21 protein-coding genes are annotated in these 22,547 nt (G+C 62.2%); 15 read left to right on the top strand and 6 right to left on the bottom strand.

All coding sequences use genetic code 11. The features are described 5' to 3' along the window. Nucleotides 1-168 precede the first annotated feature (168 nt). From ABTV87_RS28695 to ABTV87_RS28675, 5 genes are all read left to right on the top strand, one after another. Nucleotides 169-819: a DUF1120 domain-containing protein gene (locus ABTV87_RS28695; RefSeq protein ID WP_433898726.1), complete on the top strand. Its 651-nt coding sequence runs from the start codon at nucleotides 169-171 to the stop codon at nucleotides 817-819. A 101-nt stretch (nucleotides 820-920) separates the two neighbouring features. After that, nucleotides 921-1,631, top strand: a complete 711-nt coding sequence (locus ABTV87_RS28690) for a fimbria/pilus chaperone family protein (RefSeq protein ID WP_258712614.1) — start codon at nucleotides 921-923, stop codon at nucleotides 1,629-1,631. After that, complete coding sequence (locus tag ABTV87_RS28685; RefSeq protein ID WP_433898725.1) at nucleotides 1,631-2,911, top strand: fimbria/pilus outer membrane usher protein; 1,281 nt, start codon at nucleotides 1,631-1,633, stop codon at nucleotides 2,909-2,911. The genes ABTV87_RS28690 and ABTV87_RS28685 overlap by 1 nt, the downstream gene beginning before the upstream one ends. Further along, nucleotides 2,845-4,071, top strand: coding sequence for a fimbria/pilus outer membrane usher protein (locus tag ABTV87_RS28680; RefSeq protein WP_433898724.1), 1,227 nt, complete (start codon nucleotides 2,845-2,847; stop codon nucleotides 4,069-4,071). Before ABTV87_RS28685 ends, ABTV87_RS28680 begins: the two co-directional genes overlap by 67 nt. Before the next feature lie 13 nt (nucleotides 4,072-4,084). Beyond that, nucleotides 4,085-4,612, top strand: coding sequence for a hypothetical protein (locus tag ABTV87_RS28675; protein ID WP_433898723.1), 528 nt, complete (start codon nucleotides 4,085-4,087; stop codon nucleotides 4,610-4,612). Here the strand turns inward: ABTV87_RS28675 and ABTV87_RS28670 are convergent. Beyond that, nucleotides 4,609-6,030, bottom strand: coding sequence for a PLP-dependent aminotransferase family protein (locus tag ABTV87_RS28670; RefSeq protein WP_007954479.1), 1,422 nt, complete (start codon nucleotides 6,028-6,030; stop codon nucleotides 4,609-4,611). The two genes, ABTV87_RS28675 and ABTV87_RS28670, sit on opposite strands and share 4 nt — an antisense overlap. A 179-nt stretch (nucleotides 6,031-6,209) precedes the next feature. On the opposite strand from ABTV87_RS28670, the gene ABTV87_RS28665 reads away from it, so the two are divergent. Beyond that, nucleotides 6,210-6,455 (top strand): DUF1127 domain-containing protein, encoded by a 246-nt coding sequence (locus ABTV87_RS28665; protein WP_007954481.1) that lies wholly within the window; start codon nucleotides 6,210-6,212, stop codon nucleotides 6,453-6,455. Nucleotides 6,456-6,562: 107 nt separating this feature from the next. On the opposite strand, the gene ABTV87_RS28660 is transcribed toward ABTV87_RS28665, so the two are convergent. Beyond that, on the bottom strand, nucleotides 6,563-7,873 hold the full coding sequence (locus tag ABTV87_RS28660) for an NAD(P)/FAD-dependent oxidoreductase (protein ID WP_207984318.1): 1,311 nt from the start codon (nucleotides 7,871-7,873) through the stop codon (nucleotides 6,563-6,565). Between the two features lie 145 nt (nucleotides 7,874-8,018). Between ABTV87_RS28660 and ABTV87_RS28655 the strand changes: the two genes are divergently transcribed. After that, complete coding sequence (locus ABTV87_RS28655; protein ID WP_085606094.1) at nucleotides 8,019-8,372, top strand: YkgJ family cysteine cluster protein; 354 nt, start codon at nucleotides 8,019-8,021, stop codon at nucleotides 8,370-8,372. A gap of 4 nt (nucleotides 8,373-8,376) precedes the next feature. Here ABTV87_RS28655 and ABTV87_RS28650 read toward each other — a convergent pair whose 3' ends face one another. Next, on the bottom strand, nucleotides 8,377-8,865 hold the full coding sequence (locus ABTV87_RS28650) for an Lrp/AsnC ligand binding domain-containing protein (RefSeq protein ID WP_003177284.1): 489 nt from the start codon (nucleotides 8,863-8,865) through the stop codon (nucleotides 8,377-8,379). Nucleotides 8,866-9,019: 154 nt separating this feature from the next. Between ABTV87_RS28650 and dadA the strand changes: the two genes are divergently transcribed. The 6 genes from dadA (at nucleotide 9,020) to ABTV87_RS28620 (ending at nucleotide 15,112) form a co-directional block, all read left to right on the top strand. After that, entirely contained in the window at nucleotides 9,020-10,324 is a 1,305-nt protein-coding gene (gene dadA, locus ABTV87_RS28645) for a D-amino acid dehydrogenase (protein ID WP_007954487.1), read from the top strand. Then, on the top strand, nucleotides 10,296-10,649 hold the full coding sequence (locus tag ABTV87_RS28640) for a RidA family protein (RefSeq protein ID WP_039765240.1): 354 nt from the start codon (nucleotides 10,296-10,298) through the stop codon (nucleotides 10,647-10,649). The genes dadA and ABTV87_RS28640 overlap by 29 nt, the downstream gene beginning before the upstream one ends. A gap of 95 nt (nucleotides 10,650-10,744) precedes the next feature. Next, a complete protein-coding gene (gene alr, locus ABTV87_RS28635) occupies nucleotides 10,745-11,818 on the top strand; it encodes an alanine racemase (protein ID WP_085606092.1) in 1,074 nt (357 codons plus the stop codon). 88 nt (nucleotides 11,819-11,906) lie between these two features. Continuing rightward, nucleotides 11,907-12,455 (top strand): cupin domain-containing protein, encoded by a 549-nt coding sequence (locus tag ABTV87_RS28630; protein WP_003229444.1) that lies wholly within the window; start codon nucleotides 11,907-11,909, stop codon nucleotides 12,453-12,455. A gap of 181 nt (nucleotides 12,456-12,636) precedes the next feature. Then, entirely contained in the window at nucleotides 12,637-13,053 is a 417-nt protein-coding gene (locus ABTV87_RS28625; RefSeq protein WP_085606091.1) for a c-type cytochrome, read from the top strand. A gap of 136 nt (nucleotides 13,054-13,189) precedes the next feature. Further along, nucleotides 13,190-15,112 carry an acetyl-CoA hydrolase/transferase C-terminal domain-containing protein gene (locus tag ABTV87_RS28620; RefSeq protein WP_007954495.1) on the top strand — a complete coding sequence of 641 codons (1,923 nt, stop codon included), beginning with the start codon at nucleotides 13,190-13,192 and terminating at the stop codon, nucleotides 15,110-15,112. 139 nt (nucleotides 15,113-15,251) lie between these two features. On the opposite strand, the gene ABTV87_RS28615 is transcribed toward ABTV87_RS28620, so the two are convergent. After that, nucleotides 15,252-15,824, bottom strand: coding sequence for a xanthine phosphoribosyltransferase (locus ABTV87_RS28615; protein ID WP_007954497.1), 573 nt, complete (start codon nucleotides 15,822-15,824; stop codon nucleotides 15,252-15,254). A 59-nt stretch (nucleotides 15,825-15,883) separates the two neighbouring features. Beyond that, on the bottom strand, nucleotides 15,884-17,893 hold the full coding sequence (gene rep, locus ABTV87_RS28610; protein WP_007954499.1) for a DNA helicase Rep: 2,010 nt from the start codon (nucleotides 17,891-17,893) through the stop codon (nucleotides 15,884-15,886). Nucleotides 17,894-18,157: 264 nt separating this feature from the next. Here rep and ABTV87_RS28605 point away from each other — a divergent pair, with 264 nt between their 5' ends. Further along, nucleotides 18,158-19,828 carry a putative bifunctional diguanylate cyclase/phosphodiesterase gene (locus ABTV87_RS28605; RefSeq protein ID WP_433898722.1) on the top strand — a complete coding sequence of 557 codons (1,671 nt, stop codon included), beginning with the start codon at nucleotides 18,158-18,160 and terminating at the stop codon, nucleotides 19,826-19,828. Nucleotides 19,829-19,935: 107 nt separating this feature from the next. Here the strand turns inward: ABTV87_RS28605 and ABTV87_RS28600 are convergent, their stop codons facing one another. Continuing rightward, nucleotides 19,936-21,330 (bottom strand): NorM family multidrug efflux MATE transporter, encoded by a 1,395-nt coding sequence (locus tag ABTV87_RS28600; RefSeq protein ID WP_433898721.1) that lies wholly within the window; start codon nucleotides 21,328-21,330, stop codon nucleotides 19,936-19,938. A 158-nt stretch (nucleotides 21,331-21,488) separates the two neighbouring features. Here ABTV87_RS28600 and ABTV87_RS28595 point away from each other — a divergent pair, with 158 nt between their 5' ends. Then, nucleotides 21,489-22,409, top strand: a complete 921-nt coding sequence (locus tag ABTV87_RS28595; protein WP_433898720.1) for a LysR substrate-binding domain-containing protein — start codon at nucleotides 21,489-21,491, stop codon at nucleotides 22,407-22,409. Nucleotides 22,410-22,547: the final 138 nt, after the last annotated feature.

Below are 22,547 nucleotides of genomic sequence, written 5' to 3'. Positions count from 1 at the left end.
GATCCCGCCACCAAGCTCAAATTACCTATTGAACCAGTCGTGATTTCGCTGTTTAAGCGCTCCCGTTTCCTACAGATTTATCTCTCATAAGCCGCAATCATCAGCCCGCTTACTTACATACCAAGTTTGTAGGGACTGAACTGTCAATCAAATGGAAGATTACGGCTTATGAAAAAGACATACCGTCTTGCAGTACTGGCGGCGGCGCTGCTGCCAACAATGGCAATGGCAGAAAGCGTTGACCTGAATGTCATCGGCACCATTATTCCGACGTCCTGCATTCCGGCCTTCGCCGGTGGCAGCACGGTGGATCTGCGCAAGATTTCGGCAGCGACTTTGAATCCGACCACCCAGACCTTGCTGGCCGGTCGCGATGTGTCTCTGCACATCAATTGCGATGCACCGGCTCCGGTGGAAGTGTCGGTGCGCGATAACCGGGCTGGCACCAAGCTGCCCGGTATCAGTGATGGTGCTGGCCAGAACAGTCCGGAGCTGTTCTACGGGTTGGGTGACATCAACGGTACGCCCATTGGTGGTTTCGCCTTGCGTCACGGCATTCCCGAGACTGACGGCAATGCGCAGACATTGCTGACCCGGACGCTGGCGTTCCCGACATGGCGTGTGCCGACCAGCACACTGGTCAGCAATGCACCGCAGTTGTACTCGTGGGGCGCCAACGCCGCGACCGGTCCGGTTGCCGCCCGTCACCACGGTTTCCCGATGCACCTGCTGCCGATCATCGGCCCAAGCAACGCTCTACCGATTGCCAACGAAATCCCGCTGGACGGCTCCGTGACATTCGACATGTTCTACCTCTGACGGCGACGTCCCGGTGCCTCTCACGCACCGGGACTGACTGACGCACGCGAGCGCGGTCCGGCATCTGCCGGATCGCATCCAGGATTTCACGGATTATCCCGATGCTCATTTCTTTCAAGTCTGTTCTCAGGACGGCGCCGCTGTGCCTGTCCGCATGGTTTTCAATGCCGCTGGCCCACGCCGCCGGAATGGTTCCGCAGACGCCGGTGCTGTTGGTCGAGGAGGGCATGGGTGAGGCGGTGATGAACGTGCGCAATACCGACACGCATCCCGCACTGCTGCACACCACTGTTGAGAACATCGAGGACCGCGACGATGTACTGCTGATCTTCACCCCGCCCATTGCCCGGGTCGAACCGGGCGGTATTCAGCAAGTGCGATTCATTCTGCAAAACCGGCAACCGTTGAAAACCGAACGCCTCAAGCGGGTGATCTTTGAGGGGATCAGTCCTGTCAGTGACGCTGCCGGAGCCCGGGTTGCTCTCGGTGTACGCCAGAACCTGCCAGTGATTTTGCGCCCTGCCGGATTGCCGGTCGAACGTGAGCCCTGGAAGCGGCTGACCTGGTCAATGGATGCCAACGGTGTACAGGTCGTCAATTCGAGCCCCTACGTGGTGCGGCTGGCGAAAACGATTGTGCCTCTGCCGGGCACCCGCTCGGTGACCCTGCCCAAGACTTACATCCTGCCCGGCGAGCGCCTGCACGCCGAGTTGCCCTTGCACACCTCGGCACAGACGATGGCGGTGAGGATCTTCCCGGCCACCACCTACGGATTTGCGGTCGACCATTACGACGCGCCGGTTACCCGCTGATGAAGGTCTGCGTTCGTTGGAGCGTGTTGCTGCTTGCGGCCAACTGCAGTGCGCTGGCGGCCGAGTCACTGGAGTTCGACGCCCGCGTGTTGAGAGACCGTGGCATCGATCCCGCGTTGGCGGCGTACTTTCGTGAAGCGCCGCGCTTCATCCAAGGCGAGCATTCCGTAGCGCTTGAGGTCAACGGACATACCCGAGGCCGTGTGCGGGTGGCGTTCAACGAGCTCGGCGAGCTGTGCCTGCACCCCCAATGGCTGAACGTTGCGGGAGTACGCCCGCCAACCTCGATGGACAAGTTGCGACCGGAGCAGTGCATGACGCTGGCGGAGGGATTTCCCGAAGCAATCGTGCGACTGGACCCGGGACGCGAACGGATTGACCTGCTGGTACCGACCGACAGTCTGATGCTGGCGGAACGTGCGCCAAACAACTTCGTCCATGGTGGTACGGCCGGCGTTTTCAACTACGACGCGTTGATGGTCGGCAGTCAGCATGAAGGCCGGCACGACAGGTTTCAAAGCCTCGGTTCGGAGGTCGGCCTGAATGCCGGGGAATGGGTGCTGCGCAGCCGACAGTCCTACACGTCGACGTCCGGCAACTCACGGTTCGAGCACCTGTATGCCTACGGTGCGCGTACCCTGGAGGACGCCGAAGCCAGCCTGCAGGTCGGGCAATTGAATCTCGCGTCGAGCTTGTTTGCCGGCGAATCCTTCAACGGCGTGCAGATCGTGCCGGAAGCGGCATTCACCCAGTTGCGCGCGGCGCAGGACGGCGCGCGCGGGCAGGTGGAAGGTGTCGCGTATTCGCCGGCCCGCATTGAAGTCCGGCAGAACGGCGTGTTGATCTACACCACCATGGTGCCGAGTGGGCCGTTCACGCTGCGAGCACTGCCGCTGCTGAGCAACCGGATTGATCTGGAGGTGACTGTCCACGAACAGGATGGGCAGGCGCGGCGCTTGCGCGTGCCGGCGGCCAGCCTCCATGAAGCTCAATGGGCCGGGCCGAGCGGGTTCAACTTTGCGCTGGGCACGGTGCGACGGCTGGGCTCGGACGACCGACAGACGCCTTCTTTCACCGCGTTCAGCAAAGATTGGGATTGGGGGCAGGCCACCCGACTGAGCGCCGGTTTGCTCGCGGCAACCGACTACCTTTCGACAGGCTGGGGCCTGCAGCGGCAGTGGGCCTGCAGCGGCAGTGGGCCGGCGGCTACGCAATGGGCCTGCGACAGGTGCTGTCCGATGACCGCTCCAGTGGCGCGGGAGGCAGCCAGACACAACTGACGCTCAGTGCGCCGCTGTCCGAGAGCCTGTCGACGAGCCTGGTCGCAGTGCGCCAGAGCCGGAATTTTCGTGCGCTGTCAGACACCGGCTGGGATCAGGAGCTCCACCGGGCCGAATCCCCCGGTCGCGATCACCTGGTGTTTTCTCTCACCGGCTCGGTGGATCAATGGGGTGCATTCGGGGCGACCTGGTCGCGATATTCGACTCAGGGTGAGCCGTCGCAGTCGCGTCTTGGCCTCTCGTGGTCGCGCACATTGCCCGAGCGCATCAGCCTTTCGTTTAACCTGGAACGTGCCATCGGCGACACGGCATCTGATCGCCTGGGCAACTCCGCTTACCTGACGCTGGGAATGGCGCTCGGTGGCCAGCGAAGGCTGCGCGGCTATTTGCGCCGTGATGATCGATCCGGCCTGCGCCGGGGCGTGGCCGTCAGCGACGTACTGGGTGAAAACCTGGCCTACAGCGCCAACGCGGAGTACCGCGATGAGACTGCGGCCAGTTACGGCGTGCGTTTCAATGCGCTGCCGCGCTACACCAGCCTGGACGTCGGCGTCGGCCAGCGATCCGGCGCGACCGATTACGACGTGGGGCTGCGCGGTGGTGTGGCGCTGCATCGCGACGGCGCAACCTTGTCGCCTTATCCCCTGCGCGACACCTTCGGCGTACTCAAGGCCGGTGATCGATCAGGCGTAAAACTGAACACGCCCCAAGGACCGGTCTGGACCGATGGTTCGGGTCACGCAGTCGCGGCGAGCCTGCCCGCCTGGTCGACCGCACGGCTGGAAATCGACCCGCTCAGCCTGTCGCGCAACGTCGAAGTGCTCGACGGGGTGAAGGAAGTGCAGCCGGCCCGTGGGTCGGTGCAGCATCTGGACTTTTCCCTCGTCACCGTCCGGCGATTGTTGCTCAACGCCATGACCGTCGACCGGCAATGGCTGGCCAAGGGGTTGAGTGTTCACGATGAGCAGGGCCGCTACCTGACAACGGTCCAGGATGCCGGAACGATTTTTCTGCCCGACGCAAAAGCCGGTCAGCGTCTGCATGTGCAGCTTCCTGACAACACGCGGTGCGAGTTGCGTTTCCCGCTTTCCGAATCCCCTGACGACAGCGCGCTCATCGATCGGGTCGATGCCACCTGCGCGCCGGCCGAGCTGTCCTGAACGAGTGCATCTGATGAAATTTCTGCTGGTCCTGGTCGTGCTGCTGTGCCTGGTATTTGAACCGGCGTCGGGCGCCGAAGCGTGTCAGTCAAGCCTGTCGCCCGCGAGCGTGAACCTGGGTAGCGCAACGCGCGCCGACCTGCTGCAACGCACGGCGCTGGATGGCCGGGGCCCGGGCTTTGGTCTGCGCAGCGTGCACTTGCGGGTGCACTGTCCCGACGTGCGCTTGACGCGCTGGGCTTTCGCCGCGCCCCCGGCTGATCCGCAACGTTTCCGTTGGGCGGCGGGCACGTTGCAACTGCGTATCGTGGCTGTGCGTCTCGACGGTGCGGCGGTGCACTGGCGGCTGGACAGCGGCCAACCGGTCGAAGGTGATTTCCTGCGACCGGGCATCCACGTCGTCCCATGGCAGGCGGACGCCGGTGCCCGGGGCAGCCTGCTGGAAGTGGAGATGGAACTGGATGCGCGGGTCGATGACGCCTCAAGCCGCACCGCCGATCCGGAACGGTTTGAAGGTCACGGCGCATTTACGGTGGACTAATCGACCTCGGCCAACAGCTTGATCGCAGCCGCGCCGACCTTGCGCACCGCCTCCTCAATCAGCGCTGTCGGTTTGGCCGCGTAGTTCATGCGCAGGCAATTGCGGTACTTGCCCGAGGCGGAAAAGATGCTGCCGACGGCAATCTGTACGCCCTGATCGTGCAGCGCACGATTCAGTTTCAGGGTATCGAAACCTTCCGGCAGTTCGACCCAGAGCATGAAGCTGCCTTGCGGACGGCTGGCGCGGGTGCCGGCCGGGAAATAGCGCGTTACCCAGTCGATCATCACGTCGCGATTGCGCTGGTATTGCGTGCGCATCCGCCGCAAATGCGGTTCGAAGTGCCCGGCCTTGAGAAATTCGGCGATGGCGATCTGCGGCTGGGGTGCTGTAGAGCCGGTGCTGATGTATTTCATGTGCAGCACCCGCTCGAGATAGCGACCGGGCGCGACCCAGCCGATGCGCAATCCCGGCGCGAGGGTCTTGGAAAACGAACTGCAGAGTAAGACGCGGCCATCCTCGTCGAAGGATTTGATCGTGCGCGGACGCGGGTAGGTGTAAGCCAGTTCGCCATACACATCGTCCTCGATGATCGCCACGTCGAAGCGTTGGGCCAGGTTGAGCAGGGCGCGTTTGCGCGACTCCGGCATGATGTAGCCGAGCGGGTTGTTGCAGTTGGGTGTGAGCTGGATGACCTTGATCGGCCATTGCTCCAGCGCCAGTTCCAGCGCTTCGAGGCTGATGCCGGTGAGCGGGTCGGTGGGGATTTCCAGGGCTTTCATGCCCAGGCCTTTGAGGGTCTGCATGGCGCCGTGGAAGCTCGGCGAGTCCACCGCAACGATGTCGCCGGGTTCGCAGATCGCGTGGATGCTGGTGGACAGCGCTTCGTGGCAACCGGTGGTGACCACCAGATCGCTGGCGCTCAACTGGCAGCCGGAATCGAGCATCAGCCGGGCGATCTGTTCGCGCAGTTCGAGGGTACCGTGAATGTTGTCGTAATACAGACCGGGCATGTCCTGACGGCGGCTGATACGGGCCAGCCCGCGCAGCAGCGGTTTCATCGTCGGTGACGAGATGTCCGGCATGCCGCGACCGAGTTGCACCACGTCCTTGCGCGGCACGGCGCGAATCAGTTCCAGCACCTGATCCCACTGGGAAATTTCCACCGGCCGTTGCGCCGGGCGTCCGACTGCCGGCAGCTCCGGTAACTCACGCCCCACCGGCACGAAATACCCGGACTTGGGTTTCGGCGTGGCCAGGCCGCTGTCTTCCAGCATCCGATAGGCCTGCTGCACCGTGCTCAGGCTGACCCCGTGTTCTACGCTCAAGGCGCGCACCGACGGCAGGCGATCACCAGGACGGTAGAAGCCTTGTTCGATGCGGGTGCCGAGCAGTTCGGCGAGATTCACATAGAGCGTCATGGCACTGCCTCGATGCAGATGATTCGTTAAACCAGTACAGATGCGGCGTAAATCGACAATTCAGTCTCAGAGACAGCAAATCTGTATGGAAATAATACAGATGTGTTGAATCTGTAATGCTTTTGCTCGCCCGCGCATCATGGAATCTCTGGCTACCCAAGTAAACAGGAGCAATGAAAATGAACGGTTTGAGCGATGTGCGGCTGACGTTACACAGTCAGGAACTGGAGGCAGGGCAACAGGACAACGCGCGCAACGAGATCATGCGCAACGCACCGTCCGGCCTGAGTCGCTGGGGCCTGTTCTGGCATCGTCTGCACACGCGCAAGGCGTTGCTGCGTCTGACGCCGGAGCAGCTCAAGGACATCGGGCTTACCCGTGAGCAGGCGCTGGAGGAGGGGTTGAAGCCGTTCTGGCGGATCTAGAAGGATCGTTCCCACGCTCTGCGTGGGAACGCCGCCCCGGACGCTCCGCGTCCGCTGTGACGCAGAGCGTCACTGGATGCATTCCCACGCAGAGCGTGGGAACGAGCTCAGACCAACTCTTTAAGGCGGTGCCACAACATCCCCAACGCCAACAGCGGCGAACGCAGATGCTTGCCGCCGGGGAAGGTGATGTGTGGCACTTTGGCGAACAGGTCGAAGCCGCCGCTGTGCTGGCCGCTGATGGCCTCGGCCAGCAGCTTGCCCGCCAGGTGCGTGGCATTCACCCCGTGACCGGAATAAGCCTGGGCGTAATACACGTTCGGCTGGTCGGCGAGCCGGCCAATCTGCGGCAGGCGGTTGGCCCCGATGCCGATCATCCCGCCCCACTGATAATCGATCTTCGCTGAAGCAAGCTGCGGAAACACTTCGAGCATCTTCGGCCGCATGTACGCGCCGATGTCCTTTGGATCACGCCCCGAGTAATGGCAGGCGCCGCCGAACAGCAGGCGGCGATCCGCCGAGAGCCGGTAGTAATCCAGCGCCACCCGCTGGTCGCAGACCGCCATGTTCTGCGGCAGCAGGGCGTGGGCCTGTTCTTCGCTCAGGGGTTCGGTGGCGATGATGTAGCTGCCGGCCGGCAGCACCTTGCCGCTGAGTTGCGGATTCAGATTGTTGAGATAGGCGTTGCAGCCCAGTACCAGAGTCTTCGCTCGCACCGAACCTTGTGCCGTATGCACCCGGACTTCAGGGCCGTAGTCGATGCGGGTGACCGCCGATTGCTCGAACAGCTTCACCCCGAGTTGCTGCGCTGCTGCGGCTTCGCCGAGTGCCAGGTTCAGCGGGTGCAGATGCCCGGAACCCATGTCGATCAAACCGCCGACGTAGCGGTTGGAACCGACCACGGTGTGCATTTCGTTCGCTTGCAGCAGTCGGGTTTCGTAGCGATAACCGAGGCCGCGCAGCTCTTCGGCGTCCTCGGCAAAACCTTCCAGATCGGAAGGTTTGTTGGCGAGGTCGCAGTAACCCCAGGTCAGGTCGCAGGGGATCTGAAATTTTTCGACGCGCTGGCGGACGATTTCCACCGCTTCCAGGCCCATGAGTTTCATCTGACGCACGCCGTCGGCGCCGATCACGTTGGCGAACTGATCAAGGCCGTGACCGACCCCGCGAATCAGCTGCCCGCCGTTGCGGCCGCTGGCGCCCCAGCCGATCCGGTGCGCCTCCAGCAACACCACGCTCAAACCCCGTTCAGCCAGTTCCAGCGCGGTGTTCAGCCCGGAGAAACCGCCGCCAACTACGCACACGTCCGCGATCAGTTCACCTTGCAGCACCGGATGATCGGGCTGCGGCAGGCTGCTGGCGGCGTAATAAGAGGCAACGTGGGGTTGGCTCGCGGTGGCTTGGGCGCGGGCATTCATGGGCGTCATCCTGAGCGGGTGTCGAGAAAATTTGACGGAGCATAAGCCGCAGGCCCGAGGCCGGGCAACATTGGTCGGCCCGTGGTGTCTGGATCACGGCTTTTGCGGCACAATTGCCGCCTATTTCGCTCCGGTTACCGCTGCAATGAGCTGCAACAGTCAGAAAATCCGCACCCTGCGTCAGCAGATTCCCACGTTCGAATGCGTGCCGGGCTGTCATGACTGTTGCGGGCCGGTGACCACCTCGCCCGAGGAAATGTCCCGCCTGCCGCGCAAGACCCGCGCCGAGCAGGACGCAGCCATGGAAGAGCTCAACTGTGTGCACCTGGGGCCGAATGGCTGCACGGTGTATGACGAGCGGCCGCTGATCTGCCGTTTGTTCGGCACCACCCAGACCTTGCCGTGCCCCAACGGCCGGCGGCCGGTGGAGCTGATTCACCCACGGGTCGAGCAGCAGGTGTTCGAGTACATGGCTGAAAACCGGCAGGTGCTGGTTTGAGCGATCAGTCCGGAATCGGCAGGCTCAGGCTCTCTTTCACTTCTTCCATCACGATGTAGCTCTTGGACTCGCGCACATGCGGCAGCTTGAGCAGGATGTCGCCCAGCAGCTTGCGGTACGAGGCCATCTCGGAAATCCGCGCCTTCACCAGATAGTCGAAATCCCCTGACACCAGATGGCATTCCAGCACGTGGGGCAATTTCAGCACCGCACGTCGGAACTCTTCGAAAGTATCACCGGATTTGTAGTCGAGGCTGATCTCGACGAACACCAGGAGACTACCCTTCAAGTGCTGCGGATTCAGGCGGGCGTTGTAGCCCATGATGATCCCCTCGCGCTCCAGGCGCCGCACCCGCTCGGTACATGGCGTGGTGGAGAGCCCGACCTTCTCGCCCAGCTCGGTGAATGAAATCCGCCCGTCCGCCTGCAGGATCCGCAAGATGTTGCGGTCGATCTTGTCCAGCTCACGTTTGGTCTGAGTGTTGGTACGCATAGGGGATGCGCCTCCGTGAAAAGGGTTTTTGCCGAGAATTGTCGCCAAATATAGGCGCTTATACAGTGAAAAGCACTGGCTAATCTTTTTTACACTGCGCGCATCATTGCTCTAACAACAGACGTACGCGGCACGCCGCGATGAGGGATACAAAATGCGCGTTATGGTCTTGGGTAGCGGCGTCATCGGTACCGCCAGTGCTTACTATCTGGCCCGTGCCGGGTTTGAAGTGGTGGTGGTCGACCGGCAGCCCGCCGCGGCCATGGAGACCAGTTTCGCCAACGCCGGCCAGGTTTCGCCGGGCTACGCCTCGCCGTGGGCTGCGCCGGGCGTGCCGCTCAAGGCCATCAAGTGGCTGTTGCAACGCCACGCGCCGCTGGCGATCAAGGCTACCGCCGACATCGACCAGTACCTGTGGATGGCGCAGATGCTGCGCAACTGCACCGCCAACCGTTACGCGGTGAACAAGGAACGCATGGTGCGTCTGTCCGAGTACAGCCGCGACTGCCTCGACGAATTGCGCGCCGAAACCGGCATCGCCTACGAAGGCCGCAGCCTCGGTACGACCCAGTTGTTCCGCACCCAGGCGCAACTGGATAACGCCGCCAAGGACATCGCCGTTTTGAAAGAATCCGGCGTACCGTTCGAAGTCCTCGACCGCGCCGGCATTGCCCGCGTCGAACCGGCGCTGGCCGGTGTCACCGACATCCTCGCCGGTGCCCTGCGCCTGCCGAACGACCAGACCGGCGACTGCCAGATCTTCACCACCCGCCTCGCCGAAATGGCCACCAAGCTCGGTGTGGAGTTCCGCTTCGGCCAGGACATCCAGCGCCTCGACTTCGCCGGTGACCGCATCAACGGCGTGTGGATCGACGGCAAGCTGGAAACCGCTGACCGCTACGTGCTGGCCCTCGGCAGCTACTCGCCGCAACTGCTCAAGCCGCTGGGCATCAAGGCCCCGGTGTATCCGTTGAAGGGCTACTCGCTGACCGTGCCGATCACCAACCCGGCGATGGCACCGACTTCGACCATTCTCGACGAGACCTACAAGGTCGCGATCACCCGTTTCGACAACCGCATCCGCGTTGGCGGCATGGCGGAGATCGCCGGTTTTGACCTGTCGCTGAACCCGCGTCGGCGCGAAACCCTGGAGATGATCGTCAACGACCTTTATCCTCAGGGCGGCAATCTGGCCGAAGCGAGCTTCTGGACCGGCCTGCGCCCAACTACCCCGGATGGCACGCCGATCGTCGGCGCCACCCCGTTCAAGAATCTGTTCCTGAACACCGGTCACGGCACCCTCGGCTGGACCATGGCGTGCGGCTCCGGTCGCTTGCTGGCTGACCTGATGGCGAAGAAAAAGCCGCAGATCAGCGCCGAAGGCCTCGATATTTCCCGTTATGGCAACACCACCCAGGAGTCCGCAAAGCATGGCAATCCAGCGCCAGCTCACCAATGAGCGCATGAGTCAGATCGTCAGCCACAACGGTACGGTGTATCTGTCCGGGCAGGTCGGCGATGACTTCAACGCCGGTGTCGAACAGCAGACCCGCGACGTACTCGCCAACATCGAGCGCCTGCTCGATCTGGCCGGCACCGACAAGCAGCATCTGCTGTCGGCGACGATCTACCTGAACGACATCGAGGCGCACTTTGCCGGCATGAATTCGGTGTGGGATCAGTGGCTGCCCAAGGGCGCCGCCCCGGCCCGTGCCACCGTTGAAGCGAAGATGGCCAAGCCGAGCATCCTGGTCGAGATCTCCATCGTCGCCGCGTTGCCGTAACCCGTTGTAAAGATCCCTCTCCCGGTGCTGTTGGCGGCTCACGCCGTCAGTCAGCGCCGGTTTTTATTCCCATGACCGCCAAGAAGTCTGCTGCCATGCGTCCTGCCCGTGCCCTGATCGACCTTCAAGCCCTGCGTCACAACTACCGTATCGCCCGTGAAGTCACCGGTGCCAAGGCACTGGCAGTGATCAAGGCCGATGCCTACGGCCATGGCGCCGTGCGTTGCGCCCAGGCGCTGGAGGCTGAAGCGGACGGCTTCGCGGTGGCGTGCATCGAAGAAGCCCTGGAACTGCGTGCCGCCGGGATTCGCGCGCCGGTGCTGTTGCTCGAAGGCTTTTTCGAGGCCGATGAGCTGGCGCTTATCGTCGAGCACGATTTCTGGTGCGTGGTGCATTCGCTGTGGCAGCTCGAAGCGATCGAGCAGGCGGCGTTGAGCAAACCGATCACCGTATGGCTGAAGCTCGATTCGGGCATGCACCGCGTGGGTCTGCATCCCAAGGACTACCCGGCGGCTTACCAGCGTTTGCTGGCCAGCGGCAACGTGGCGAAAGTCGTGCTGATGAGCCACTTCGCCCGGGCCGATGAGCTGCACGAGCAGAGCAGCGCCGATCAGGTCGCGGTATTCGAAGCCGCGCGTCTGGGCCTGGCCGCTGAAGTCAGCCTGCGCAATTCGCCGGCGGTGCTGGGCTGGCCACAGATTCACAGCGACTGGGTGCGCCCGGGCATCATGCTCTACGGCGCCACCCCGTTCGAAGAAGCCAACGCCGTGGCCGAGCGCCTGCAACCGGTGATGACGCTGGAATCGAAAGTCATCAGCGTGCGTGAGCTGCCGGCCGGCGAACCGGTGGGCTACGGTGCGAAATTCATCACCGACAAACCGATGCGCATCGGCGTGGTCGCTATGGGTTATGCCGATGGTTATCCGCGTCAGGCGCCGACCGGCACACCGGTGCTGGTGGCCGGCCAGCGCAGCCGCATTCTTGGCCGGGTGTCGATGGACATGCTGTGCATCGACCTGACCGACGTGCCACAAGCCGGCCTCGGTTCGACCGTCGAGCTGTGGGGCAAGAACATCCTCGCCAGCGACGTGGCGAAGTGGGCGGACACCATTCCGTACCAGATCTTCTGCAACCTGCGCCGGGTGCCAAGGCTCTATTCCGAGGGTTGAAGCGCAAGCGGGGCCCAAGTGTTGTAAATACTGAACGCTGTCGCCATGATAACGCTCAATATTTCTACAGCATCAGGAGGCTCCAGCCTTGGACGTCGGTGAACGACTGCAATCGATCCGCAAGCTCAAAGGGCTTTCCCAGCGTGAACTCGCCAAGCGCGCGGGCGTCACCAACAGCACCATTTCGATGATCGAAAAGAACAGCGTCAGCCCTTCGATCAGTTCGCTGAGGAAAGTTCTGGGCGGGATTCCCATGTCCATGGTCGAGTTCTTTTCCGAAGAGATCCTGCAGGAAAAACCGACCCAGATCGTCTACAAGGCCAACGAGCTGATCGACATTTCCGACGGCGCCGTGACCATGAAACTGGTCGGCCGCGCGCACCCGAGCCGGGCCATCGCGTTCCTCAATGAAATCTACCCGCCGGGCGCGGATACCGGCGAGGAAATGCTCACCCACGAAGGCGAGGAAACCGGAATTCTGGTGGAAGGTCGCCTGGAGCTGGTGGTGGGTCTTGAAACTTTTATCCTCGAAGCCGGCGACAGCTACTACTTTGAAAGTACCAAGCCGCATCGTTTCCGTAATCCGTTCGATGCACCGGCGCGACTAATCAGCGCAGCCACGCCGGCGAATTTTTAAACAAAGAGGCGCCAGGCCATACGGCGAAGGCACCCGAAACGTTTTTCCACAGCGCGATATAACCCCTTCGACTTTGGGGTTGTTTCAGTGAAGCGGGCTAACCGCTATACTTGCGCCCGCCTGCGAACCGTGGCCGCAGGCGTGAATAGCCACCATTGAGGGTGAACGCGTGAACCTAATTATGAAAATGCTGGCTGCACCAGCAACCGTACTGGCCCTCTGGGCTGTCAGCGCTCAAGCTGCGACGAATGACGACATTGCCAAACGCCTCGAGCCGGTCGGCCAGGTGTGTGTTCAAGGGCAAGAGTGCAAGGGGATGGAAGTCGCTGCTTCGGCAGGCGGCGGTGGCGGCGCCAAGACGCCGGACGAAGTGATTGCCAAACATTGCAACGCTTGCCACGGCACCGGCCTGCTGGGCGCACCGAAAATCGGTGACGCCGCCGCCTGGAAAGAGCGCGCCGATCACCAGGGCGGCCTCGACGGCATCCTGGCCAAGGCCATCACCGGCATCAACGCCATGCCGCCGAAAGGCACCTGCGCTGATTGCTCGGATGACGAGCTGAAGGGCGCCATCCAGAAGATGTCCGGCCTGAAATAAGCTGCGCTTCTGACGAAAAAAACCGTCTCCGGACGGTTTTTTTGTGCCCGCGATTTGGGCCTGAGGCTGTTCTTTGCAGCAAACAACCGGCAATCTCGGTCGTACCTCTATTCACGGAACGGGCAGGAGGCTTCAGATGGTGCAGTTGTGTTCGATCGAACAGGCAGTGGACGACGTGCTGGCGCGGTTGCCGGCGCACATCCACATGGGCCTGCCGCTGGGGCTGGGCAAACCCAATCCCTTCGTCAACGCGCTGTACCGGCGGGTCGCCGGGTTGCCCGACCGGCAGCTGACGATCTACACCGCCCTGTGCCTCGGCCGTCCGGCCCTGGGCGACGGTTTGCAGAAGCGCTTCATCGAACCCTTCGTCGAGCGGGTGTTCGGTGATTACCCGGAACTGGAATTTCTCGCCGACCTGCACCGCGACAGCCTGCCGTCCAACATCCGAATCGAGCAATTTTTCATGCAGCCCGGCAGCCTGCTCAACAGCGCGCCGGCCCAGCAGGATTACGTCAGCAGCAACTACAGCCACGCCGCCCGCGACATCAACGCCGCCGGCCTGAACCTGGTGGCGCAGTTGCTCGCCAGCAGCAGCGAACATCCGGATCGGCTGAGCCTGAGCTGCAACCCGGACATCACCCTCGACCTGTTTCCAATGATCGCCAAACGCCGGGCGGCGGGGGAGACCATTCTGCTGGTCGGCCAGGTGCACACCGAGTTGCCGTACATGCCCGGCGATGCGGAAGTCGATATCGATACCTTCGACCTGCTGATCGACGAGAAAGACAGCAGCACGCTGTTTTCCACGCCAAACATGCCTGTCGGCTTTCAGGATCACTTCATCGGATTACACGCCAGTACGTTGGTACGCGATGGCGGCACCTTGCAGATCGGCATCGGTTCGATGGGCGATGCGCTGACCGCTGCGTTGCTGGCGCGTCAGGCGGACAACGCCGGATACCTGGACTTGCTGGCCGATGTGAACCTCAGCCAGTGGGCGCAATTGATCGAACGCGAGGGCGGCATCGAGCCCTTCGCCAAAGGCCTGTACGGTTGCAGCGAAATGTTCGTCAACGGCCTGCTGGTGCTGGCCGAAGCCGGGATCATCCGGCGCAAGGTCTACCCGGATGTGCAGACTCAGGAGCAGGCCAACGCCGGCACCCTCGACGAGGCGGCGCAAACCGACGGCCTGTCGATCCACGGCGGCTTCTTCCTCGGGCCGCGCAGCTTCTATGAGCGCTTGCGTGAGTTACCGCTGAGCAAACGCCTTGAATTCAACATGACCCGCATCAGCTACATCAACGAGCTATACGGTCAGGAAGAACTCAAGCGCCTGCAGCGTCTGGATGCGCGGTTTATCAACACCGTGTTCACCATGACCCTGCTGGGCGCCGGGGTGGCGGATCAACTGGAAGACGGGCGGGTGCTCAGCGGCGTCGGCGGGCAGTACAACTTCGTTGCCCAGGGCCATGCGCTGCACGATGCGCGCTCGATTCTGCTGCTGCGCAGCTGGCGCGAATCCGGCGGTGATGTCAGTTCGAACATCGTTTGGGAGTACGGCCACTGCACCATTCCACGGCACCTGCGCGATATCGTGGTCACCGAGTACGGCATCGCCGATCTGCGCGGTAAGTCGGATGCGGTGGTAATCGAGGCGCTGTTGAACATCAGCGACTCACGCTTCCAGCAGGGCCTGATCGAGCAGGCGCAGAAGGTCGGCAAGCTGCCGAAGGATTTCCGTCTCGATCCGCGCTTTACCGACAACACCCCGCAACGCTTGCAGGCGATTGCTGCGCGTCATCCGAACCTGTTTCCGGAGTATCCGCTGGGCTGTGATTTCACTGAGGTCGAGAAGGATCTGTTGCGGGCGCTGAACTGGCTCAAGAGCAAATTCAAGCTGACCGAGATTCTGGAACTGGGCAAGGCAGCACTGGATGCGCCTGAGGCTTCGCTGTATCCGGAGCATCTGGCACGCATGCAGCTCACCGATCCGGAAGGTCTGAAGGAAGACCTGTTTCAGCGGTTGCTCCTCACCGGCCTCAAAGCTACCGCGCAATAACTCCCGGCACAAAACCACTGTGGGAGCGGGCTTGCTCGCGAAAGCGGTTAGTCAGACACCGAAGATGGAGACTGAACTGACGCATTCGCGAGCAAGCCCGCTCCCACAGTTATTGCGGCAAGCTTGCGCCTTTCATCGATTACTCGATGAAAGTCACCACACCATCCTTCAGCGACTTCACGCGAGCCAGCGACTCGACGCGGTAACCCTGCGAATCCAGTTCCGCACGGCCGCCCTGGAACGACTTCTCGATCACGATGCCCAGTCCCGCGACGGTGGCGCCGGCCTGTTTGATGATCGAGATCAGCGCCTGGGATGCCTTACCGTTGGCCAGGAAGTCGTCGATGATCAGCACGCGGTCGCTGCTGGTCAGGTGACGCGGGGAGATGGCCACGGTGCTTTCGGTCTTCTTGGTGAACGAGTAGACGGTCGCCGACAGCAGGTTTTCAGTCAGGGTCAGGGACTGTTGCTTGCGGGCGAAGATCACCGGCACGCCGAGGTTCAGACCGGTCATGATCGCCGGGGCGATGCCCGAGGCTTCGATCGTGACGATCTTGGTGATGCCCGAATCCTTGAACAGCGTGGCGAATTCGTCGCCGATCAGCTTCATCAGGGCCGGGTCGATCTGGTGGTTCAGGAAGGCGTCGACCTTCAGGACCTGGTCGGAAAGCACAATGCCTAGTTCGCGGATTTTCTGGTGCAGGGCTTCCATGAAGCTGTCCTCTGTTGGCGCCTTGTGCGCCCTAAGGTTTTAAAAAAAAGTGGTCAATTCTAGCGCTTTAACATCGCGCGTATATCAGCCAATGCGCTGTTGCCCCGCACGGCTTTGACTTCGGTCGGTGTGTCGTCGTTGCCTTCCCAGGCCAGGTCGTCCGGCGGCAGTTCATCGAGGAAGCGGCTTGGCGCGCAGTCGATGATCTCGCCGTACTGTTTGCGCTTGGCGGCGAAGGTAAACGCGAGGGTCTGGCGCGCGCGGGTAATGCCCACGTAGGCCAGGCGGCGTTCTTCTTCGATGGTGTCGGCTTCGATACTGGAACGGTGCGGGAGGATTTCCTCTTCCATGCCCATGATGAACACGTAGGGGAATTCCAGGCCCTTGGACGCATGCAGGGTCATCATCTGCACGCCTTCGGCGCCGTCCTCTTCTTCCTGCTGACGTTCCAGCATGTCACGCAGGACGAGTTTGCCGATGGCGTCCTCGACGGTCATTTCGCCGTCTTCGTCTTTTTCCAGGGTGTTCTTCAAGGCTTCGATCAGGAACCAGACGTTGCTCATCCGGTAGTCCGCGGCCTTGTCGCTGGAACTGTTGGTGCGCAGCCAGTTCTCGTAGTCGATGTCCATGACCATGCTGCGCAGGGCGGAGATCGGGTCTTCGCCGGCGCATTGCTCGCGTACCTTGTCCATGAAGCGCTTGAAGCGCGACAGGCGGTCGGTGAAGCGGCTGTCCAGATGCTCGCCCAGGCCGAGCTCGTCGGTGGCGGCGTACATCGAGATCTTGCGTTCGGTGGCGTAGTTGCCGAGTTTTTCCAGGGTCGTCGAGCCGATTTCCCGGCGCGGCACGTTGATCACACGCAGGAAGGCGTTGTCGTCGTCCGGGTTCACGATCAGGCGGAAATAGGCCATCAGGTCTTTCACTTCCTGACGCCCGAAGAAGCTGTTGCCGCCGCTCAAACGGTACGGCACCTGATGGTGCTGCAGTTTCAGCTCGATCAGCTTGGCCTGGTAGTTGCCGCGATAGAGGATCGCGAAATCGCTGTACGGGCGGTCGGTGCGCAAGTGCAGGCTGAGGATTTCCATGGCCACGCGCTCGGCTTCGGCGTCCTCGTTGCGGCAGCGGATCACGCGGATCTCGTCGCCGTGGCCCATTTCACTCCACAGCTGCTTCTCGAATTCGTGCGGGTTGTTCGAGATCAGCACGTTGGCGCAGCGCAGGATGCGGCTGGTGGAGCGGTAGTTCTGCTCCAGCATCACCACTTTCAGGGACGGGTAGTCGTCCTTGAGCAGCATCAGGTTTTCCGGCCGCGCGCCGCGCCAGGCGTAGATCGACTGGTCGTCGTCGCCCACCACGGTGAACTGGTTACGCTTGCCGATGAGCATTTTCACCAGCAAATACTGGCTGGCGTTGGTGTCCTGGTATTCGTCGACCAGCAGGTAACGCACCTTGTTCTGCCACTTTTCGAGGATGTCGGCGTGCTCTTCGAAGAGTTTCACCGGCAGCAGGATCAGGTCGTCGAAGTCCACCGCGTTGAACGCCTTGAGCGTGCGCTGATAGTGGGTGTAGACGATGGCGGCGGTCTGTTCCTTGGGGTTGCGGGCGTTTTCCAGGGCCTGGGCCGGCAGGATCAGGTCGTTTTTCCAGGCGCCGATCATGTTCTTGATCTCGTCGACGCCGTCGTCGCCTGCATATTCCTTCTGCATGATGTCGGTCATCAGCGACTTGACGTCGGTTTCGTCGAAGATCGAGAAACCGGGTTTGTAGCCCAGCCGTTCATGTTCCTTGCGGATGATGTTCAGGCCCAGGTTGTGGAAGGTGCAGACCGTCAGGCCGCGACCTTCGCCGGCACGCAGCAGCGTGCCGACCCGTTCCTTCATCTCGCGCGCGGCCTTGTTAGTGAAGGTCATGGCGACGATGTACTGGGCACGGATGCCGCAGTTCTGGATCAGGTGCGCAATCTTGCGCGTGATCACGCTGGTCTTGCCGGAGCCAGCACCGGCGAGCACCAATAGAGGGCCGCCGACGTAGTTCACGGCTTCTTGCTGCCGGGGATTGAGTCGGGACATACGAAAATTCGGGAGTCGTTGACGAAATGGGCCGGCATTTTAACAGGCTCAGCGATTTGTGCTGCTCTCTCCGACTTGTGACGCAGCACGCGATTCAAATTTGCCGGTTTTGTTACTTTCACGCAGGATGCGCGGTGATTTTGCGGCTAATGTTCTCATTCGTGACACAAAATAACGTTTTGATAACCGTTGTCGTTTGGTCATTGGTAGCCGCAACGGCATAATGTCCGCCGCCCACATCATTGCAGAGTCTAGGGAGTCAGCTTGACTACGCCTGTCGAACCCTTGCGTTTGCTGCTACTGGCCGAAGAGCCAGCGTGGACAGCGTTATTGCGCGAGTGTCTGGCTCCGTTGGGGAGTGCGGCGGTGCAGATCAGCGCGCCGAACTGGGAGTCGGTCAGCAGTCTGTTCGAAGACAACCGCCACGCGGTGTTGTTGACCGTTCCCGCGTTGCAGCCGGCGCCCGGCCGTTGCAGCCTGCCGACGGTATTGCTTCTGGAACACGAACCGGCGACCGCGCCCGATGGCGTCAGCGACTGGCTGGTGTTCGATGCCCTCGATGCCGGCATGCTCCGGCGTTGCCTGCGGCATGTGCGCGAACGCGGCGTGCTGGAAAACACCCTGCAACGCCTGGCCGAACAGGATCCGCTGACCGGCATCGCCAACCGTCAGGGCTTCCAGACCCTGCTTACGGCGCGCCTCGCCGAAAACGACGGCCGCGGCCTGGCCCTCGGGCACCTCGACCTCGACAACTTCCGCCACGCCAACGACGCCCTTGGCCACCAGGCCGGCGACCGCCTGATCCTGCAAGTCGTCGCACGGCTGAAAAGTCAGCTGGAAGTCGGCGATCAACTGGCGCGCCTGGGCAGCGATGAATTCGCCCTGCTGATCGATACCCGCCGCGCCCCGCAACGGGCGGAATGGATGGCCGAACGGATCACCGAAGCTCTGGCTGAACCTTACTGGGTCGACGGCGAAAGCCTTTTGATCGGCTCCAGCCTCGGCATCGCCCATGCCCGCGCCCAGGGCGGCGCCGATCCGCTGATGTGGCACGCGCACATCGCCATGCAGCAGGCCAAGAGCACTCAGGGCTGCACCTTTCACATCTTCAACGAGCGGATCAACCGCAACGCGCGGAGCATGGCCGACCTCGAAAGCGAGCTGCGCCGGGCCTTGCGTCGCGATGAGCTGGAGCTGCATTACCAGCCGCGCCTGAATATGCAGGACGGCCAGATCGTCGGCCTCGAAGCCTTGGTGCGCTGGCGCCACAGCGAACGCGGCCTGCTACCACCGAGCGAATTCGTGCCGCTGGCCGAGCAGAGCGGCTTGATCGTGCCGCTGGGTTACTGGGTGATTTCCCGGGCCTTGCGCGATATGCAGGCGTTGCGCGAACGCGGATTGCCGGCGCTGCATATGGCGATCAACCTGTCGTTCCGCCAGTTTCAGGACAGCCAGTTGCTGCCGACGCTCAGCCGCTTGATCGCCGAGCGCGGTGTCGAGGCGCAATGGCTGGAATTCGAACTCACCGAAACCGCCGTGATGCGCCGCAGCGATCTGGTCAAGCAGACCATGGACGCTCTCGGTCGCCTCGGCGTGCGTTTCTCGCTGGATGACTTCGGCACCGGGTTCTCGTCGTTCGTGCACCTCAACAGCCTGCCGATCACCTTGCTGAAGATCGACAAGAGTTTCGTCGGCGGCATGGAGCAGCGCGAAGAGAACCGCAAACTGGTGCACGCGATGATCAACCTCGCGCACAACCTGCATCTGGAAGTGGTGGCCGAAGGGGTGGAAACCCGCGAGCAGCTGGATCTGCTTCGCGGGTTCGGTTGCGATCAGGTGCAGGGTTACCTGATCAGCAAGCCGTTGCCGTTGGCGGAACTGATTGATTATCTGGTGGCTGATGCCAGTCAGCCACCGCTGGGAATCGTGGTTTAGCCTCAAGACCCTGTGGGAGCGAGCTTGCTCGCGATGGCGGAGTATCAGTCGAACGATTAGTCACTGACACACCCTTATCGCGAGCAAGCTCGCTCCCACAGTGAAACTCACTCGGGCTGAGCGATCTTGAAGTCTTGAGGTTGCGGCTCGAGCCGAATCATCCGCTTCATCTTCCATTCGAACGCCAGCGTCAGGCTCACCGCCGCACACGCCAGCCCCAGCGCCAGGCCCCACCAGACGCCGGTCGGCCCCCAGTGCAGATGGAACGCCATCAGCCACGCCGCCGGCGCGCCGATCAGCCAATAGCAACCGAGCCCGACCAGGAATGTGGTCTTGGCATCCTTGAGCCCGCGAATGCAGCCCATGGCAATCGTCTGCGTGCCGTCGAACAGCTCGAACCACGCCGCCACGGCCAGCAGGCTCACCGCCAGACGAATCACCTCGGCAAACGCCGGGTTGTTATGGTCGAGGAACAAACCGACCAACTGATTCGGCAGCAACCAGAACACCATCGCAAACCCCAGCATCACCACTGCGCCAAAGACGATGCCGACCCGCCCGGACATCCGCGCATCGCTCAATTGCCCGGCGCCGTAATGCTGGCCGACGCGCATGGTGATCGCATACGACATCCCCGCCGGAACCATGAACGCCACCGAGACGATTTGCAGGGCGATCTGGTGCGCCGCCAGTTGCGTACTGCCCATGGTGCCCATGCACAGCGCCGCGAAGGCGAACAGCCCGACTTCCACCGCGTAGGTGCCGCCAATCGGCAGGCCCAAACGCCAGAGTTCTTTGAGGTATTGCCGGTTCGGCCGCGACAGGCCCTCGCGCAACGGGTACGCGTCGTAGGCCGGATGCCGACGAATGTGCCAGGCCAGTGCAAGCGCCATGCAGTTGGCGACAATCGCCGTGACCAGGCCGATACCGGTCAGCCCGAGTTTCGGCAGGCCGAACATGCCGGTGATCAGCGCGTAATTGAGCAGGAAGTTGGCCACCGTGCCGGCGAGGCTGATGACCATCACCGGCGTTGCCCGGCCGATGGCGCTGGTGAAACCGCGCAGGGCCATGAAGCTCAGGTAGCCGGGCAGGGCGAAGGGCAGGGCGATCAGGAACTGCCCGGCGGCGTTGACGTTGGTCTCGGTCTGGCCGAACAGCAACAGCACCGGTTTCAGATTCCACAACAACAACCCGGCACCGAGCGCCATCAGCCACGCCAGCCACAGGCCGGCCTGAGTCAGGCGGGCGGCGCCGATGATGTCGCCGGCGCCCTGACGAATCGCCACCAGAGTGCCGACCGCCGCGATCACGCCGATGCAGAAAATCGACACGAACGAATAGCTCGCTGCGCCCAGACCGCCACCGGCCAGCGCTTCGGGACTGAGGCGCGCCATCATCAAGGTGTCGGTCAGCACCATCAACATGTGCGCCAACTGCGAGGCGATCAACGGCCCCGCCAGCCGCAGGATGGCCCAGAGTTCGGTACGCACAGGACGCTGCATGGCGTTCACATCCTTATAAAAGAGGGAGCAAGAGACCGTCGATTCTCAGGGTTTGGCGCGGGTTGCACAAAGGGATAAAAAGGATGGGTGGCATGATTAAAACTCATCCTGCCGCGATTCTGCTAAGTTGGCGCAATCCCGCCATAGGAGCGCTGTGCATGTCCCGTCGTCTTCCACCCTTGTATGCCCTGCGCGCATTCGAAGCGGCGGCCCGCCACAGTTCGTTCACCCGGGCAGCCGAAGAGTTGTCGATCACTCAAAGTGCGGTGAGCCGACATATTCGTACGCTCGAAGAGCATTTCGCCTGCCGCTTGTTCCACCGCAGCGGGCGCAACCTGCAACTGACCGAGTCGGCGCGCCTGCTGCTGCCGGGCATCCGTGATGGCTTTGCCGCGCTGGAACGGGCCTGCAATACCTTGCGCGCCGAAGATGACATCCTGCGCATGAAAGCCCCGTCGACCCTGACCATGCGCTGGTTGCTGGCGCGGCTCAGTCGCTTCCGTCATCTGCAGCCAGGTAACGAGGTGCAACTGACCAGCGCGTGGATGGACGTGGACTCGGTGGACTTCAACAACGAGCCCTTCGACTGCGCGGTGTTGCTCAGTGACGGGCATTTCCCGCCGGACTGGGAAGCCAGCCTGCTGTTTCCGGAGGAGCTGATTCCGGTCGGCGCGCCGAACCTGCTCAACGATCAGCCGTGGGATGTGGCGCGGCTGGCCAGTGCCGAGTTGCTACACCCGACGCCGGATCGCCGCGACTGGCGCAGTTGGCTGGAACACATGGGGCTGTCGGATCAGGTGTCGCTCAAGGGCGGGCAGGTGTTCGATACCCTGGAACTGGGCATGATCGCGGCGGCTCGGGGCTATGGGGTTTCCATGGGCGATCTGCTGATGGTGGCCGAGGATGTTGCGCAAGGACGCTTGAGTCTGCCGTGGCCGACGGCGGTCGCCAGCGGACTGAATTATTACCTGGTGTGGCCAAAGAGCCGTCCGGGAGGTGAACGTTTGCGCCGCCTCAGCGACTTTCTGCAAGGCGAAGTCCGGGCCATGGCGCTGCCGGCGGTCACGCGCTTGAGCTGAAACGTTCGAGCCTGCACAATGCCGGCCTTTCGCTATACCCCTGCTCATCGCTCAAGTATTCGGTTTTACCGCCGAATACGTGCATGTGGAACCGTCGTGCCGGTGGCCACGATTTACCCCCATTAGAAAATTACCCGA

Source organism: Pseudomonas sp. PSE1(2024), from assembly GCF_050990555.1.
In the GTDB taxonomy this organism is placed as follows: Bacteria; Pseudomonadota; Gammaproteobacteria; order Pseudomonadales; family Pseudomonadaceae; genus Aquipseudomonas; species Aquipseudomonas aphyarum.
The sequence above is the reverse complement of the archived record's forward strand: the minus strand, read 5'-3'. Positions and strand labels throughout refer to the sequence as shown.

Bases quoted from the DNA above. Each gene is read 5' to 3' on its own strand.
- ABTV87_RS28695 (WP_433898726.1), top strand. From the start codon at position 169: ATGAAAAAGACATACCGTCTTGCAGTACTGGCGGCGGCGCTGCTGCCA.
- ABTV87_RS28690 (WP_258712614.1), top strand. From the start codon at position 921: ATGCTCATTTCTTTCAAGTCTGTTCTCAGGACGGCGCCGCTGTGCCTG.
- ABTV87_RS28685 (WP_433898725.1), top strand. From the start codon at position 1,631: ATGAAGGTCTGCGTTCGTTGGAGCGTGTTGCTGCTTGCGGCCAACTGC.
- ABTV87_RS28680 (WP_433898724.1), top strand. From the start codon at position 2,845: ATGGGCCTGCGACAGGTGCTGTCCGATGACCGCTCCAGTGGCGCGGGA.
- ABTV87_RS28675 (WP_433898723.1), top strand. From the start codon at position 4,085: ATGAAATTTCTGCTGGTCCTGGTCGTGCTGCTGTGCCTGGTATTTGAA.
- ABTV87_RS28670 (WP_007954479.1), bottom strand. From the start codon at position 6,030: ATGACGCTCTATGTGAATCTCGCCGAACTGCTCGGCACCCGCATCGAA.
- ABTV87_RS28665 (WP_007954481.1), top strand. From the start codon at position 6,210: ATGAACGGTTTGAGCGATGTGCGGCTGACGTTACACAGTCAGGAACTG.
- ABTV87_RS28660 (WP_207984318.1), bottom strand. From the start codon at position 7,873: ATGAATGCCCGCGCCCAAGCCACCGCGAGCCAACCCCACGTTGCCTCT.
- ABTV87_RS28655 (WP_085606094.1), top strand. From the start codon at position 8,019: ATGAGCTGCAACAGTCAGAAAATCCGCACCCTGCGTCAGCAGATTCCC.
- ABTV87_RS28650 (WP_003177284.1), bottom strand. From the start codon at position 8,865: ATGCGTACCAACACTCAGACCAAACGTGAGCTGGACAAGATCGACCGC.
- dadA (WP_007954487.1), top strand. From the start codon at position 9,020: ATGCGCGTTATGGTCTTGGGTAGCGGCGTCATCGGTACCGCCAGTGCT.
- ABTV87_RS28640 (WP_039765240.1), top strand. From the start codon at position 10,296: ATGGCAATCCAGCGCCAGCTCACCAATGAGCGCATGAGTCAGATCGTC.
- alr (WP_085606092.1), top strand. From the start codon at position 10,745: ATGCGTCCTGCCCGTGCCCTGATCGACCTTCAAGCCCTGCGTCACAAC.
- ABTV87_RS28625 (WP_085606091.1), top strand. From the start codon at position 12,637: ATGAAAATGCTGGCTGCACCAGCAACCGTACTGGCCCTCTGGGCTGTC.
- ABTV87_RS28620 (WP_007954495.1), top strand. From the start codon at position 13,190: ATGGTGCAGTTGTGTTCGATCGAACAGGCAGTGGACGACGTGCTGGCG.
- ABTV87_RS28615 (WP_007954497.1), bottom strand. From the start codon at position 15,824: ATGGAAGCCCTGCACCAGAAAATCCGCGAACTAGGCATTGTGCTTTCC.
- rep (WP_007954499.1), bottom strand. From the start codon at position 17,893: ATGTCCCGACTCAATCCCCGGCAGCAAGAAGCCGTGAACTACGTCGGC.
- ABTV87_RS28600 (WP_433898721.1), bottom strand. From the start codon at position 21,330: ATGCAGCGTCCTGTGCGTACCGAACTCTGGGCCATCCTGCGGCTGGCG.
- ABTV87_RS28595 (WP_433898720.1), top strand. From the start codon at position 21,489: ATGTCCCGTCGTCTTCCACCCTTGTATGCCCTGCGCGCATTCGAAGCG.